Annotated in this window: 8 protein-coding genes, 6 tRNA genes and 4 rRNA genes; 2 read left to right on the forward strand and 16 right to left on the reverse strand. The window is 44.4% G+C overall.

The genetic code is table 11. From position 1 onward, the window contains the following. Positions 1-65: 65 nt before the first annotated feature. The 6 genes from bfd to M5X66_RS17240 all read right to left on the reverse strand — a co-directional run bounded on the left by bfd (position 66) and on the right by M5X66_RS17240 (position 2,154). On the reverse strand, positions 66-266 hold the full coding sequence (gene bfd / locus M5X66_RS17215; protein ID WP_036955919.1) for a bacterioferritin-associated ferredoxin: 201 nt from the start codon (positions 264-266) through the stop codon (positions 66-68). A gap of 176 nt (positions 267-442) precedes the next feature. Then, positions 443-1,627 carry an elongation factor Tu gene (tuf, locus tag M5X66_RS17220; protein ID WP_187128653.1) on the reverse strand — a complete coding sequence of 395 codons (1,185 nt, stop codon included), beginning with the start codon at positions 1,625-1,627 and terminating at the stop codon, positions 443-445. A 123-nt stretch (positions 1,628-1,750) separates the two neighbouring features. Further along, positions 1,751-1,826, reverse strand: a tRNA-Thr gene (locus M5X66_RS17225). Between the two features lie 6 nt (positions 1,827-1,832). Beyond that, a tRNA-Gly gene (locus M5X66_RS17230) sits at positions 1,833-1,907 on the reverse strand. A gap of 71 nt (positions 1,908-1,978) precedes the next feature. Then, a tRNA-Tyr gene (locus M5X66_RS17235) sits at positions 1,979-2,063 on the reverse strand. 15 nt (positions 2,064-2,078) lie between these two features. Then, a tRNA-Thr gene (locus tag M5X66_RS17240) sits at positions 2,079-2,154 on the reverse strand. 427 nt (positions 2,155-2,581) lie between these two features. Between M5X66_RS17240 and coaA the strand changes: the two genes are divergently transcribed. Further along, complete coding sequence (gene coaA, locus M5X66_RS17245; RefSeq protein WP_036950939.1) at positions 2,582-3,532, forward strand: type I pantothenate kinase; 951 nt, start codon at positions 2,582-2,584, stop codon at positions 3,530-3,532. A 32-nt stretch (positions 3,533-3,564) separates the two neighbouring features. On the opposite strand, the gene birA is transcribed toward coaA, so the two are convergent. From birA to btuB, 10 genes are all read right to left on the reverse strand, one after another. Further along, on the reverse strand, positions 3,565-4,542 hold the full coding sequence (gene birA / locus M5X66_RS17250; RefSeq protein WP_036950942.1) for a bifunctional biotin--[acetyl-CoA-carboxylase] ligase/biotin operon repressor BirA: 978 nt from the start codon (positions 4,540-4,542) through the stop codon (positions 3,565-3,567). After that, positions 4,539-5,573, reverse strand: coding sequence for a UDP-N-acetylmuramate dehydrogenase (gene murB / locus M5X66_RS17255; RefSeq protein WP_036950944.1), 1,035 nt, complete (start codon positions 5,571-5,573; stop codon positions 4,539-4,541). Before murB ends, birA begins: the two co-directional genes overlap by 4 nt. A gap of 175 nt (positions 5,574-5,748) precedes the next feature. Beyond that, positions 5,749-5,864: ribosomal RNA gene (gene rrf / locus M5X66_RS17260) — 5S ribosomal RNA — on the reverse strand. 29 nt (positions 5,865-5,893) lie between these two features. After that, positions 5,894-5,969, reverse strand: a tRNA-Thr gene (locus M5X66_RS17265). Positions 5,970-6,014: 45 nt separating this feature from the next. Further along, positions 6,015-6,130, reverse strand: a 5S ribosomal RNA gene (gene rrf, locus M5X66_RS17270). Between the two features lie 139 nt (positions 6,131-6,269). Continuing rightward, positions 6,270-9,173: ribosomal RNA gene (locus M5X66_RS17275) — 23S ribosomal RNA — on the reverse strand. 226 nt (positions 9,174-9,399) lie between these two features. Continuing rightward, positions 9,400-9,475 (reverse strand) — tRNA-Glu (locus M5X66_RS17280). Positions 9,476-9,560: 85 nt separating this feature from the next. Next, a 16S ribosomal RNA gene (locus M5X66_RS17285) occupies positions 9,561-11,100 on the reverse strand. Together the 16S, 23S and 5S rRNA genes with 2 tRNA genes alongside form the textbook arrangement of a ribosomal RNA operon. Before the next feature lie 443 nt (positions 11,101-11,543). Further along, a complete protein-coding gene (gene murI / locus M5X66_RS17290) occupies positions 11,544-12,407 on the reverse strand; it encodes a glutamate racemase (RefSeq protein ID WP_154609922.1) in 864 nt (287 codons plus the stop codon). Further along, on the reverse strand, positions 12,352-14,235 hold the full coding sequence (gene btuB, locus M5X66_RS17295) for a TonB-dependent vitamin B12 receptor BtuB (RefSeq protein WP_108479188.1): 1,884 nt from the start codon (positions 14,233-14,235) through the stop codon (positions 12,352-12,354). Before btuB ends, murI begins: the two co-directional genes overlap by 56 nt. A gap of 478 nt (positions 14,236-14,713) precedes the next feature. Here btuB and trmA point away from each other — a divergent pair, with 478 nt between their 5' ends. Then, positions 14,714-15,811, forward strand: coding sequence for a tRNA (uridine(54)-C5)-methyltransferase TrmA (gene trmA / locus M5X66_RS17300; RefSeq protein ID WP_036950906.1), 1,098 nt, complete (start codon positions 14,714-14,716; stop codon positions 15,809-15,811). Positions 15,812-15,815 lie beyond the last annotated feature (4 nt).

Below are 15,815 nucleotides of genomic sequence, written 5' to 3' on the forward strand. Positions count from 1 at the left end.
ATAATATTTACACAGTTATCTGCGTGACGAATTTTAACTGAACAATAAAGGGGTATGTGAAAGGGTTATGCGACGTGTTCAATACACTGTTCTTCTAGATGCTGAAGTTCTTCCTGCAGAATCTCGCGCGTTTGTCGGATACATTTTCCGCATTCGCGCCCTACTGGCAAAATCTGACGTAGCCCTTTCAAAGAGGTGACATGATATTTACGCGCCACGTTCCTGATTTGTTTATCAGTGATTGCTTCACAAAGGCATACATACATGATCATTTACCTGCACAAATTACATACAGCAAGTTTAAATGAAAATGATTGGCATTTCAATTATCATTAATTGCAATATTTGAAAATAAAACAAATTAATGAGCTATATAAAAACAAAAAGGACGTCCTAAGACGTCCCTTTTTCTGTGGTTCTTTCTTATTCAGAAAGAGCGGTATTATGCAATGATTTTTGCAACAACACCCGCACCTACAGTACGACCACCTTCACGGATTGCGAAACGTAAACCATCATCCATCGCGATTGGGTGAATCAGAGTCACGATCATGTTGATGTTGTCGCCTGGCATTACCATCTCTACGCCTTCTGGCAGTTCGATAGTACCGGTTACGTCAGTTGTACGGAAGTAGAACTGTGGACGGTAGCCTTTGAAGAATGGAGTATGACGACCACCTTCATCTTTGCTCAGAATATAAACTTCTGATTCGAATTGAGTGTGTGGCTTGATTGAACCTGGTTTAGCCAGTACTTGACCACGTTGAATTTCTTCACGCTTAGTACCACGCAGCAGAACACCAACGTTCTCACCCGCACGACCTTCGTCCAGCAGTTTACGGAACATTTCAACGCCAGTACAAGTCGTCTTAGCCGTTGCTTGGATACCAACGATTTCAACTTCTTCACCAACTTTGATGATACCACGCTCAACACGGCCTGTTACTACTGTACCACGACCAGAGATTGAGAATACGTCTTCGATTGGCAGCAGGAATGGCTTGTCAATTGCACGCTCTGGTTCTGGGATGTAAGAATCCAGGTAGCCTGCTAATTCAACAATTTTCGCTTCCCACTCTGGGTTGCCTTCCAGCGCTTTCAGTGCTGAACCGCGAACAACTGGAGTGTCGTCGCCTGGGAAATCGTATTGAGACAGAAGTTCACGAACTTCCATTTCAACTAATTCTAACAGTTCTTCGTCGTCTACCATGTCACATTTGTTCAGGAAAACGATGATGTAAGGAACACCTACTTGGCGACCTAACAGGATGTGCTCACGAGTTTGTGGCATTGGGCCATCAGTCGCAGCAACAACCAGAATTGCACCGTCCATCTGCGCAGCACCAGTGATCATGTTTTTAACATAGTCGGCGTGACCTGGGCAGTCTACGTGTGCGTAGTGGCGAGTTGGAGTATCGTATTCTACGTGAGAAGTAGAAATGGTGATACCACGCGCTTTTTCTTCTGGTGCGTTATCGATTTGGTCGAATGCACGAGCGTTACCGCCGTAAGTTTTCGCCAGAACAGTAGTGATTGCTGCTGTCAGGGTAGTTTTACCATGGTCAACGTGGCCGATTGTACCAACGTTAACGTGCGGTTTTGAACGTTCAAATTTTTCTTTAGACATTAGATTGTCCCTCTAAGACACGGAATCGGTGGTTAAACCACATCAACCAAGCAAGGATTAAATTCGCTTGTATTCTTTCTTTACAGGAGACAAAACAGGAGATAATTGAGAACATCGGGGAAGTGGTGCTGATAGGCAGATTCGAACTGCCGACCTCACCCTTACCAAGGGTGTGCTCTACCAACTGAGCTATATCAGCACATCTTGGAGCGGGCAGCGGGAATCGAACCCGCATCATCAGCTTGGAAGGCTGAGGTAATAGCCATTATACGATGCCCGCAATGAACTCGGCTACCTGAGTTATCAGCTGTTAAACTGTTTTCCGCAAAGCTTATAGAAGCTTATTGGAGATGGTGGTGGGAGAAGGATTCGAACCTTCGAAGTCTGTGACGGCAGATTTACAGTCTGCTCCCTTTGGCCGCTTGGGTATCCCACCTATCCAAATTTTTAATGGTGCCGGCACCAAGAGTCGAACTCGGGACCTACTGATTACAAGTCAGTTGCTCTACCAACTGAGCTATGCCGGCATCAAGTGCTGCGCATTCTAGGGAGAGTGAGCGCAGGTTGCAACAAAAAAATTTAATTTTTTGTTCATTTGCTCATATTTTATTCACTTTTTGCGATTTTGTTGATTTTTTATCTATTTTGAGATTAAAACATCAACAGCAGCCATCAACTATAATCGATTATAATCTTAGGAGTAAAGCACCGTTATCGAGTTTGGTTTCGTAAAATATAATTTTTTTATTCACTATCACAGTTTTTCCCCTATTTTTATCGTTTAGTTTTTCAGCAAAAATCCTGCTTTTTTTTGCATACGTCAAAAAAAATTCACATAAAACACAAAAAAACCTACGCCTACTTCTCTTCACTCGCTATGATGCTACCAAATTTTATGGATACAGATGCTTTTGCAGCCTGTCCAACCTGCACACAATAGGCAGATGTTGGCTTATGAAACAAAAAGAAAATTTTATGACGACACCATATTTAGAGTTCGATAGAGAGCATTGGGCCACTTTGCGTGATTCTGTACCTCTAACATTATCATCAAGTGAGCTTCTTGAACTTAAAGGTATTAATGAAGAGCTCTCCATGGATGATGTCATCGAAATTTATCTTCCTCTTTCGCGTCTGCTGAACTTTTATATAAGTTCCAATTTGCGCCGTCAGGCGGTGTTAGAGCAATTTTTAGGGACTAATGGTGCAAAGGTACCCTATATCATTGGTATCGCTGGTAGTGTTGCTGTAGGAAAAAGCACTACCGCTCGTTTGCTACAAGCGCTACTAACCCGTTGGCCAGAACATCGAAAAGTTGATTTGATTACTACCGATGGCTTTTTATATCCAAACCAAGTCTTGCGCGACAAAGATATAATGAAGAAAAAAGGTTTTCCGCAATCTTACGATATGCGGAAGTTGGTTAACTTTGTTTCTCAAATCAAGTCAGGAGCGCGCAATGTTGCAGCACCTGTTTATTCGCATTTAACATACGATATTGTTCCTGATCAGACACAAGTTATCGACCAACCTGATATTTTAATATTAGAAGGGTTAAACGTCCTGCAAAGTGATATGGACTACCCTCAAGATCCTCACCATGTCTTTGTTTCTGATTTTGTTGATTTTTCCATTTATGTTGATGCTGACCCTCAATTACTGAAGCAATGGTATATCGGACGCTTTTTGAAATTTAGACAAGGTGCGTTTTCTGATCCCGATTCATATTTCCATAATTACTCTAAACTCAGTGAAGAAGAAGCTATCAATGTAGCGAGTTCAATTTGGGATGAGATTAATGGTTTAAATCTTGAAGAGAATATTTTGCCGACTAAAGAACGGGCAAGTTTAATTATGACTAAGGGTGAAAATCATTCTATTAGGAATGTACGCTTAAGAAAATAATTGATAAGGCCGGTATTATCCGGCCAATTTAATTAATTTTCATTCGATCTTAATGATATTTCACCGCCAATATAGGGGATAATGTCTCCATTTTCTTTTTGTAATAACAGAGCGCCCTGCTCATTTATTCCCTTTTCAACACCTACAACAATATCATTACCAATCAATAATTTAACCTTGCGTCCTAAAAAATTATCTAATTCAAACCATCGAGACAAAAATGGTTCCAATCCTTGTTTCTCAAATATACATAATGATTCTTTTAATGAATTAATAATATTTCCAGCTAACTCATTTCTCTCAATATTTTCAATTTCATCAATTAATGCAGACCAAGCTTGATTTATTGTTTCTTCTTTTTTAATGATATTTTTACTCATACCAATATTGATACCAACACCAATAATAATATGCGCTGCATCACCAGTTTTACCGGTTAGTTCAACCAGAATTCCAGCAAGCTTCTTATCATTCATGTAGAGGTCATTAGGCCATTTAACTTTGACTTTATTTCCACATAATTTATTTAAGGTTTCAGCAATCACAATACCAACAACTAAGCTCAAACCAATCGCAGCAGCAGGACCTTGCTCTAACTTCCAATATGTTGAAAGGTAAAGGTTACATCCGAATGGCGAAATCCATTGGCGCCCGCGACGACCTCTTCCCGCACTTTGGTATTCAGCTAAGCAAGTATCCCCAGATTGCAGATGAGGGATTCGATCCAACATATATTGGTTAGTTGAATCGATAACCGGTTCAACTATAACATTAGAGTCAGTAACATACTGTTCAATGCGTTCTTTACTCAGTAGGTTAATTTGCGAAGGAAGCTGATATCCTTTGCTAGTCACTGTTTGAATATCGAGACCCCATGAGCGCAATGTTTTAATATGTTTGTTAATTGCCGCTCTCGTCATTCCTAAGCGTTCACCCAGTTGTTCTCCTGAATGAATTTGTCCATCCGCCAAAATATCGATAACCTGTAATGGAATACTCATCTCTTTCATTGTATACAGTCCATCGCATTGACCTCTCCATTTCGTCCTATAAAACGAACTTCAGGCTCCAAAAATATATCGAAATGCTGTGCAACTGTGTGGCTGACATGCTTAGCGAGCTCCACAATATCTTTTCCTGTCGCATTCTCTCTATTGATCAATACCAAAGCTTGCTGTGTATGAACTGCAGCACCACCTAGTTCATAACCTTTTAAGCCACATTGGTCAATCAACCAACCTGCCGCTAATTTCACATTTCCATCTGCCTGAGCGTATTGAGGACAATTAGGATAGCTAGCTTTGATTGTCTCCGCGAGTTCACCAGAGACGACCGGATTTTTAAAGAAACTACCAGCATTACCTGTTACAGCGGGATCCGGTAATTTACTTCTGCGAGTCGCACATACCGTATCAAACACATCAGAAGGCGTTACAGTATTAGGATCGAGCTTAGCTAAATCACCATATGTTAGCTTTGGTGACCATTCCTTAGCAAAAATCAATCCAACGCTGATAATCGCATGTGAATTCTGATATTCATGTTTAAAGATGCTGTCTCGATATCCAAAACCGCATTCTTCAGCAAGGATTCGAGTGATTCGACCTGTATTTAAGCAGAGGATATCCACATATTCACAAATATCTTTTAGCTCTAAGCCATAAGCTCCAATATTTTGTATCGGTGCAGAACCTACGCATCCAGGGATCAGCGCTAAATTCTCTGCGCCATATATTCCTTTATGAAGCAATGTTTCAAGTAGTTGATGCCAGTTTTCCCCCGCGGATGCGTGTACATGCCAAGCATCTGCAGACTCAGTAATTTCGATACCTTTAATTCTGTTTACAATGACCACACCTTCAAAGTCTTCAGTAAATAACACATTGCTTCCCCCGCCTAATAGCAGTACTGGAAGATTGCCATTTTTTGCTGTTGTCCACTGTTGGTACAGCGCATCAGCGCTTTGTACAATATTCACCTTAATAGCTTTGGCATCAATACCGAAGCTATTAAGTGATTTGAGTTCGGCGGTCAGGTTCATTACTACCTTCATTTCAAATAGTGATCTAAGATTTTATAAGTCTATCAGCCAGACCTAACAGTGAATAGCATGTAGGCGGAAATAATATGATAAGTAAAAAATTGAGAAGAGTTTTGGAAAGTACAGATCGTTAGATAGCAAAAAGCCACCCATTGGGTGGCTTCTTATATTTAAAACCTAGCAGTTCCCTACTCTCACATGGGGAGACCCCACACTACCATCGGCGCTACGGCGTTTCACTACTGAGTTCGGCATGGGGTCAGGTGGGACCACCGCGCTATTGCCGCTAGGTAAATTCTTTTAAACTATTTTAGTATTCATGGTGCTGATACCCAGATTCGAACTGGGGACCTCACCCTTACCAAGGGTGTGCTCTACCAACTGAGCCATATCAGCAATATGGTACGGTCAGTCAGCACTGACACAACCTTAAAAATTGATGTCTGGCAGTTCCCTACTCTCACATGGGGAGACCCCACACTACCATCGGCGCTACGGCGTTTCACTACTGAGTTCGGCATGGGGTCAGGTGGGACCACCGCGCTATTGCCGCCAGACAAATTCTGTTTATTCCCGTCTAAGTTTTCTCTTAAACCAGAACTTCAATCCTGAACAAGCTGTGTGCCTACCTTTCGGCTTCTCACTTTCTTTGAAAATCAACTCAATCTCTCTTCTCGAAAACACCTTCGGTGTTGTCAGGTTAAGCCTCACGGTTCATTAGTATTGGTTAGCTCAACGTATCGCTACGCTTACACACCCAACCTATCAACGTCTTAGTCTTAAACGTTCCTTTAGGACCCTTAAAGAGTCAGGGAAGACTCATCTCAAGGCAAGTTTCCCGCTTAGATGCTTTCAGCGGTTATCTCTTCCGCACTTAGCTACCGGGCAATGCCATTGGCATGACAACCCGAACACCAGTGGTGCGTCCACTCCGGTCCTCTCGTACTAGGAGCAGCCCCTTTCAATCTTCCAACGCCCACGGCAGATAGGGACCGAACTGTCTCACGACGTTCTAAACCCAGCTCGCGTACCACTTTAAACGGCGAACAGCCGTACCCTTGGGACCTACTTCAGCCCCAGGATGTGATGAGCCGACATCGAGGTGCCAAACACCGCCGTCGATATGAACTCTTGGGCGGTATCAGCCTGTTATCCCCGGAGTACCTTTTATCCGTTGAGCGATGGCCCTTCCATACAGAACCACCGGATCACTAAGACCTACTTTCGTACCTGCTCGAGCCGTCACTCTCGCAGTCAAGCTGGCTTATGCCTTTGCACTAACCGCATGATGTCCGACCATGCTTAGCCAACCTTCGTGCTCCTCCGTTACTCTTTGGGAGGAGACCGCCCCAGTCAAACTACCCACCAGACACTGTCCGCACCCCAGATAATGGGGCTACGTTAGAACATCAAACATTAAAGGGTGGTATTTCAAGGTTGGCTCCACGCAGACTGGCGTCCACGCTTCAAAGCCTCCCACCTATCCTACACATCAAGGCTCAATGTTCAGTGTCAAGCTATAGTAAAGGTTCACGGGGTCTTTCCGTCTTGCCGCGGGTACACTGCATCTTCACAGCGAGTTCAATTTCACTGAGTCTCGGGTGGAGACAGCCTGGCCATCATTACGCCATTCGTGCAGGTCGGAACTTACCCGACAAGGAATTTCGCTACCTTAGGACCGTTATAGTTACGGCCGCCGTTTACTGGGGCTTCGATCAAGAGCTTCTCCTTACGGATAACCCCATCAATTAACCTTCCAGCACCGGGCAGGCGTCACACCGTATACGTCCACTTTCGTGTTTGCACAGTGCTGTGTTTTTAATAAACAGTTGCAGCCAGCTGGTATCTGCGACTGGCTTCAGCTCCATGAGTAAATCACTTCACCTAATGCCAGCGTGCCTTCTCCCGAAGTTACGGCACCATTTTGCCTAGTTCCTTCACCCGAGTTCTCTCAAGCGCCTGAGTATTCTCTACCTGACCACCTGTGTCGGTTTGGGGTACGATTAATGATAATCTAGAGCTTAGAGGCTTTTCCTGGAAGCGGGGTATGAGCTACTTCGCCACCGTAGTGACTCGTCATCAGACCTCAGCATATAGTGAACCGGATTTGCCTAATTCACCTGCCTACATCCTTAAACCGGGACAACCGTCGCCCGGCTAGCCTAACCTTCTCCGTCCCCCCATCGCAATTATCACCAGTACGGGAATATTAACCCGTTTCCCATCGACTACGCATTTCTGCCTCGCCTTAGGGGTCGACTCACCCTGCCCCGATTAACGTTGGACAGGAACCCTTGGTCTTCCGGCGTGCGGGTTTTTCACCCGCATTATCGTTACTTATGTCAGCATTCGCACTTCTGATACCTCCAGCATACCTCACAGTACACCTTCACAGGCTTACAGAACGCTCCCCTACCCAACAATATTTACATATCGCTGCCGCAGCTTCGGTGCATAGTTTAGCCCCGTTACATCTTCCGCGCAGGCCGACTCGACCAGTGAGCTATTACGCTTTCTTTAAATGATGGCTGCTTCTAAGCCAACATCCTGGCTGTCTGAGCCTTCCCACTTCGTTTCCCACTTAACTATGACTTTGGGACCTTAGCTGGCGGTCTGGGTTGTTTCCCTCTTCACGACGAACGTTAGCACCCGCCGTGTGTCTCCCGTGATAACATTCTTCGGTATTCGTAGTTTGCATCGAGTTGGTAAGTCGGGATGACCCCCTAGTCGAAACAGTGCTCTACCCCCGAAGATGAGTTCACGAGGCGCTACCTAAATAGCTTTCGGGGAAACCAGCTATCTCCCGGTTTGATTGGCCTTTCACCCCCAGCCACAAGTCATCCGCTAATTTTTCAACATTAGTCGGTTCGGTCCTCCAGTTAGTGTTACCCAACCTTCAACCTGCCCATGGCTAGATCACCGGGTTTCGGGTCTATACCCTGCAACTCATTCGCCCAGTTAAGACTCGGTTTCCCTACGGCTCCCCTATACGGTTAACCTTGCTACAGAATATAAGTCGCTGACCCATTATACAAAAGGTACGCAGTCACACCATAAAGTGCTCCCACTGCTTGTACGTACACGGTTTCAGGTTCTATTTCACTCCCCTCGCCGGGGTTCTTTTCGCCTTTCCCTCACGGTACTGGTTCACTATCGGTCAATCAGGAGTATTTAGCCTTGGAGGATGGTCCCCCCATATTCAGACAGGATAACACGTGTCCCGCCCTACTCGTCGAGTTCACAACACTAACACCTTCGGATACGGGGCTATCACCCTTTACTGCCGGCCTTTCCAGACCGTTCTCCTGATGCTAATGCTGATTAAGACTCTGGGCTGCTCCCCGTTCGCTCGCCGCTACTAGGGGAATCTCGGTTGATTTCTTTTCCTCGAGGTACTGAGATGTTTCAGTTCCCTCGGTTCGCTTCGTTTGACTATGTATTCATCAAACGATAGTGCAACGAATTGCACTGGGTTTCCCCATTCGGAAATCGTCGGTTATAACGGTTCATATCACCTTACCGACGCTTATCGCAGATTAGCACGTCCTTCATCGCCTCTGATTGCCTAGGCATCCACCGTGTACGCTTAGTCGCTTAACCTCACAACCCGAAGGTGTCTTTACCAACTGACCCGACGGTCAATTGAACACATTCACGTTGAGATTTTTGAGAGACTCTCACATTGTTTAAGCGATAAACAATGTGCGTTGTTTTCAATTTTCAGCTTGTTCCAGATTGTTAAAGAGCATAATTGTTAAACCAACTACAACGTAATTGGCTTAATCATTATTTTTGGGGAACGTCTTTCACTCATTCTCCGCGCAATTGGCGTCCCCTAGGGGATTCGAACCCCTGTTACCGCCGTGAAAGGGCGGTGTCCTAGGCCTCTAGACGAAGGGGACACTACAGTCAGCTTCGCAGACGCGCTTTTTGCTCTACTTTCTATCAGACAATCTGTGTGAGCACTTCACAAAAACACTTCAATGGTAAGGAGGTGATCCAACCGCAGGTTCCCCTACGGTTACCTTGTTACGACTTCACCCCAGTCATGAATCACAAAGTGGTAAGCGCCCTCCCGAAGGTTAAGCTACCTACTTCTTTTGCAACCCACTCCCATGGTGTGACGGGCGGTGTGTACAAGGCCCGGGAACGTATTCACCGTAGCATTCTGATCTACGATTACTAGCGATTCCGACTTCATGGAGTCGAGTTGCAGACTCCAATCCGGACTACGACGTACTTTATGAGTTCCGCTTGCTCTCGCGAGGTCGCTTCTCTTTGTATACGCCATTGTAGCACGTGTGTAGCCCTACTCGTAAGGGCCATGATGACTTGACGTCATCCCCACCTTCCTCCGGTTTATCACCGGCAGTCTCCTTTGAGTTCCCGACCGAATCGCTGGCAACAAAGGATAAGGGTTGCGCTCGTTGCGGGACTTAACCCAACATTTCACAACACGAGCTGACGACAGCCATGCAGCACCTGTCTCAGAGTTCCCGAAGGCACTAAAGCATCTCTGCTAAATTCTCTGGATGTCAAGAGTAGGTAAGGTTCTTCGCGTTGCATCGAATTAAACCACATGCTCCACCGCTTGTGCGGGCCCCCGTCAATTCATTTGAGTTTTAACCTTGCGGCCGTACTCCCCAGGCGGTCGATTTAACGCGTTAGCTCCGGAAGCCACTCCTCAAGGGAACAACCTCCAAATCGACATCGTTTACAGCGTGGACTACCAGGGTATCTAATCCTGTTTGCTCCCCACGCTTTCGCACCTGAGCGTCAGTCTTTGTCCAGGGGGCCGCCTTCGCCACCGGTATTCCTCCACATCTCTACGCATTTCACCGCTACACATGGAATTCTACCCCCCTCTACAAGACTCTAGCTGACCAGTCTTAGATGCCATTCCCAGGTTAAGCCCGGGGATTTCACATCTAACTTAATCAACCGCCTGCGTGCGCTTTACGCCCAGTAATTCCGATTAACGCTTGCACCCTCCGTATTACCGCGGCTGCTGGCACGGAGTTAGCCGGTGCTTCTTCTGTTGGTAACGTCAATCGCTGATGATATTAGCATCAACGCCTTCCTCCCAACTGAAAGTACTTTACAACCCTAAGGCCTTCTTCATACACGCGGCATGGCTGCATCAGGCTTGCGCCCATTGTGCAATATTCCCCACTGCTGCCTCCCGTAGGAGTCTGGGCCGTGTCTCAGTCCCAGTGTGGCTGATCATCCTCTCAGACCAGCTAGGGATCGTCGCCTTGGTGAGCCATTACCTCACCAACTAGCTAATCCCATATGGGTTCATCCGATAGCGCAAGGACCGAAGTTCCCCTGCTTTGCTCCTGAGAGATTATGCGGTATTAGCTACCGTTTCCAGTAGTTATCCCCCTCTATCGGGCAGATCCCCATACATTACTCACCCGTCCGCCGCTCGTCAGCGAGAAGCAAGCTCCCCCTGTTACCGCTCGACTTGCATGTGTTAGGCCTGCCGCCAGCGTTCAATCTGAGCCATGATCAAACTCTTCAATTAAAAAGCTTGATGCTCAAAGAATGTTACTGTCGTTTGATTTCCGAAGAAACCAAATTACCTATTAGTTCATATATATGAATTAACGTGTTAGTCACTCTTCAAGACTTAAAATCAAATATTTTTTTGATAGTGTCCTGTGAGTGCCCACACAGATTGTCTGATAAATTGTTAAAGAGCGGTGCGACATTTCTTGAGAAATTCGACTCAGTTTTTATCAACTTAGGTCGTTGTCGCGAGGTGGCGTATATTACGCTTTCCTCATTGAGAGTCAAGTATTTTTTTACTTAATCTTTTCAGATTCTCTCGCTGCCGGTTCAGTGTCCATCGCGCTTTGCGTTGGCTTGTTCCCGGTCAGTGGTGGCGCATTATAGGGAGTCAGAAAAATCTGGCAACCCTTTTTTTGATATTTTTTTTCGTTCGCTCAGCTTTTCAGCGAATTTGACTTAAATAGCCAGTTTTTGCAGCGATTTGAAGCCTTCCGCCTCAAGAACAGGGCGTAATTCTTGTAAGCTCTCATTCATTAATAAGCAGTAAGCGAAGTCTTCTTCATTTGAATCCGTAACTTCAGCCTGATTATTGATGAGCCAAACGGTTCTTCTGGCAATCGCGGCACCAGAATCAATGAATCGAGTTCCGCTTGGAAGTACTTTTTCTAACTCTTCTACTATAAGAGGGAAATGAGTGCAGCCAAGAATCACCGTATCTGGGGCCTCTTTCATTTTAATCCACGGTTTGACGGCTTGAGCCACTTCATCCAGCGGCAATATTTCACCATGCAATTTTCTCTCTGCCAGTTGTACGAGTTCCGCTGAACCTAAAGAGATGACTTTGCAGTCTGTCGCAAAGCGCTCAATCAGCTCTTTTGTGTATTCACGATTTACTGTACCCCGAGTTGCCAACAAACCAACTACACCATTACGCGTCAGTTTAGTTGCGGGCTTAATCGCCGGAACGACACCGACAATTGGGAAAGTAAAATTTGCTCTTAAGTTAGGTAAGCTCACCGTGCTTGCAGTATTACACGCAATGACGGCAATGGTGAGAGGATGCTTTTTCGCGATGGCATTAACGATTTGATAAACCCTATCAATAATGAACTCTTCACTTTTCTCCCCGTAAGGGAAGGCTTCATTATCGAATGCATATATATAGTGCGCATTCGGGATCAGTTTTTTGACTTCACGATAGACAGATAACCCGCCCACTCCGGAGTCAAACACCAGAATGGTCGGGCGAACAGATAGGTTGTTATCAGAAGTTGTAGCTTCCTGTGAGGAAATATTCTCTTCCAGCGGTGCGATAACCATACGCGGTCTCATAGTCTTTATCGAACATATTAGCTATTTTACCACGAATTGTGAGATGTGAAGTGATTGGATATGCGGCTGTGATATCCCAAAGGCTAACGCCACCGAGTTTTAATCTTTTATAGTCACCAGTACTAGTGTCATATTGACCGAAGTCTTTATCATATCTAGAGCCAATGTATTGATAAGTTAGCCCCCAATCTACATTGGCAACATTCCAATCTAGTTGATATTTGATCTGTTGCTTAGCTCGACGAATTAAGACTTTATTCGTTTTCTCATCCCTAGGATCGGTATATTGATATGTAAGCTGATGGTGGAATATGCCTGTATCCATATCCCCGTTCCACTCGATACCTTTTATTGTCGCCTCACCAACATTTTGCCATCCCCAATTAGTTTCGGCTTTCGCATCAATAAGATTGGTAATTTCATTCTTATATGCAACTAATTGCCAATTTAAAGGACCTGTGAGCCCTTTCATTCCACCTTCCCATTGCTTGCTTTCTTCTGGCTTTAGGTCTGGATTGCCATATGGCGCTGAAGCATATAGTTGGCTAATGTTTGGTGCTTTATAAGCCGTAGCATAAGAGCCTATTAGCTGATATCCATCAATGAATTCCCATCCAGCACCTGCTTGCCATGTTGTATGCCAGCCAAACTCTGAATGTTTTTCAGACCTTACAGCGCCTTCAATAGTGAAAGCAGAGATTGCTTGCTGAGACGTTAAATAGATTCCAGTATTATTGATTGATTCATTGTTTGGTAATGAAGATGTTCCCGCTTCAATGGTTTGCTTTTGATAATCAATGCCAGCCGAAACTGTACCATTTTCAAATTGGTAATTATTTCCCCATTGAACGTTATACTGTTTCGAATCATCAACACGAGAACCTTTACCGTATTTTCCATATCTTGGGTCATAGTTATAATCTTTAACGTGACTATAACTGCCCATTAATGAAGTAGAGTATTTCTCCTGATGATATTTAACACCAGTTTCATAGGTACGGCTATATAGCTTGCGGGTATCAGCCAAAATACCAGCAAACTCAGAGGCATCATAATTTGTTCGATTATCGTACCCATAGGCTCTGGCATAAGCTAAAACATCTGGAGTAAATTGATGTTCCACACCTAGCCATAATGTTTTATTAAGAAAACCATCCTTGTCTGGCTGGGGATGTCCTCCTGTATTTCCTCTTGCCTCTACATCAAACCCTTTTGTATATGTATAAGCCGCCGCGCCCGTAACGGTTGTATTCTCACCAATTTTTTGTTGCGTTGAACCGTTATAGTTTTGATAGCCATAAGAACCAATTCCAGCATTTAGTGTGGTTCCTTCATTATTACGGCGAGTAATAATGTTAATCACACCACCCACTGCATCAGAGCCATAAACTGCTGAACGTGCGCCACGAATATATTCAATACGCTGCACTAGCGAGATTGGAATTTGGCTCATATCTGAAGAACCAGAAATCCCTGCTTGATTAAGACGAACACCATCAATTAAAACCAAAACATGGCGTGATTCTGTTCCTCTAATAAAGAGGGAACTTTGTTGCCCTATTCCACCATTTTGTGCAACATCCACACCCGGCAGGCGTCTCAATACATCAATCACGGTATTTGACTGCCAATGATCAATATCTTCACGGGTCACTACAGTGACTGGCGCTAATATAGAAGAGATAGGTTGCTCGAAACGGTTAGCAGACACCACCATTTCATCTGACGAATTAGAGCTTGCACTTGCCAAAGAGGAAATACCGCACAACACTGCCAGAGCTGCCACCGAAAGCGATAGCGACTTGTTATTATTCATTATGTTTACACTCGGAAAATCAATTAAATTAACATTCCGCGACGCCGAAAATCAGATCCGCGCTGAGATTCAACAAAGCGATAAGAAGTGTGGTAGGTATCGGACTTATAAAGTGACAAGTTGGGTTTCTATATATGAAGCGATATATAAAATAAAAATTCGACCTGTTATATCCCCTAAATAACTCAAGCTGCATGTAGGTGGCAAGCGAAGATATTCCTAGGAGCATACTGAAGTATGTGACTAGGATAGCTGAGCGATGCCAACACCCATGTAGTTTGAAGAATGACGGGAATACCTTAATTACCGTTGCGCGTCAGCTTTGGACTCTCACCAAATTCCCTAAAACCACGAACTATTATCCTAAGTTGAATAGTTGTCAGTGTCCATGAATCGATAATGAAAACTGGACATCTTCGCTGCTTGCCCTACAATTTCGCCCCTGATGTGAATTTTGACTGTTTTATGGGGCCATATGATGCAAAACACCTTGCACACCGAAGATTACGAACTGCAACTTGCAGAGAAAGTTGACCGTCTGAAGAGTTTGATGGCCCCTTATGCTGCGCCTGAACCTGAAATTTATTCATCTCCAACTTCCCATTATCGGATGCGTGCAGAATTTAGAATTTGGCACGAAGGTGATGACCTATTTCATATTATGTTTGATAAAGAGACCAAAGAACGCATTCGAATTGAGTCATTTCCAGTTGCTAGCCAGCTAATCAACGACATGATGGCTGAACTTCTGCCTTTATTAAAACGCACTGAACTACTGCGCCATAAATTATTCCAGATAGATTACTTATCGACGCTGAGTAATAAGCTGATTGTTTCTCTGCTTTATCATAAAAAATTAGGTGATGAATGGACGGGACAAGCCAAACAATTGAAAGCGGATTTAACGGCGAAAGGCTTTGATGTTCAAATTATTGGTCGCGCCTCTAAAACTAAAATTATGCTCGACCACGATTATGTTGATGAAGTTTTACCTGTAAAAGGGAAAAACATGATTTATCGCCAGGTGGAAAATAGTTTCACACAGCCAAACGCACAGGTGAATATTAAAATGTTAGAGTGGGCGATTGATGCGACTCAACATTCAACTGGCGATTTATTAGAGCTATATTGTGGTAATGGCAACTTTTCACTGGCGCTGGCTCAAAACTTCAATCGTGTTTTAGCAACTGAAATTGCCAAGCCTTCCGTGCATGCGGCGCAATACAATATAGAAGCGAACAAAATAGATAATGTGCAGATTATCCGAATGTCTGCGGAAGATTTTACTCAAGCCATGAATGGCGTTCGTGAGTTTAATCGTTTAGAAGGGATTAATTTAGCGGATTACCAGTGCAATACTATTTTTGTCGACCCACCACGCAGTGGCCTGGATGACAAAACTGTTCAGCTGGTTCAAGAATATGACCATATTCTGTATATCTCCTGTAACCCTGAAACGCTGTGCGATAATTTAGCGGAACTCACCAAAACCCATAAAGTCGAAAAACTGGCTTTATTTGACCAATTCCCATATACCCATCATATGGAAAGTGGTGTGTTACTCACTCGACGCTAATACT

This window comes from Providencia sp. PROV188 (assembly GCF_027595165.1).
Taxonomy (GTDB): Bacteria; Pseudomonadota; Gammaproteobacteria; order Enterobacterales; family Enterobacteriaceae; genus Providencia; species Providencia lanzhouensis.

What these genes read in the sequence shown, in the direction of transcription:
- bfd (WP_036955919.1), bottom strand. Translation starts at nt 266, where the DNA reads ATGTATGTATGCCTTTGTGAAGCAATCACTGATAAACAAATCAGGAAC.
- tuf (WP_187128653.1), bottom strand. Translation starts at nt 1,627, where the DNA reads ATGTCTAAAGAAAAATTTGAACGTTCAAAACCGCACGTTAACGTTGGT.
- coaA (WP_036950939.1), top strand. Translation starts at nt 2,582, where the DNA reads ATGAAACAAAAAGAAAATTTTATGACGACACCATATTTAGAGTTCGAT.
- birA (WP_036950942.1), bottom strand. Translation starts at nt 4,542, where the DNA reads ATGAAAGAGATGAGTATTCCATTACAGGTTATCGATATTTTGGCGGAT.
- murB (WP_036950944.1), bottom strand. Translation starts at nt 5,573, where the DNA reads ATGAACCTGACCGCCGAACTCAAATCACTTAATAGCTTCGGTATTGAT.
- murI (WP_154609922.1), bottom strand. Translation starts at nt 12,407, where the DNA reads ATGGTTATCGCACCGCTGGAAGAGAATATTTCCTCACAGGAAGCTACA.
- btuB (WP_108479188.1), bottom strand. Translation starts at nt 14,235, where the DNA reads ATGAATAATAACAAGTCGCTATCGCTTTCGGTGGCAGCTCTGGCAGTG.
- trmA (WP_036950906.1), top strand. Translation starts at nt 14,714, where the DNA reads ATGCAAAACACCTTGCACACCGAAGATTACGAACTGCAACTTGCAGAG.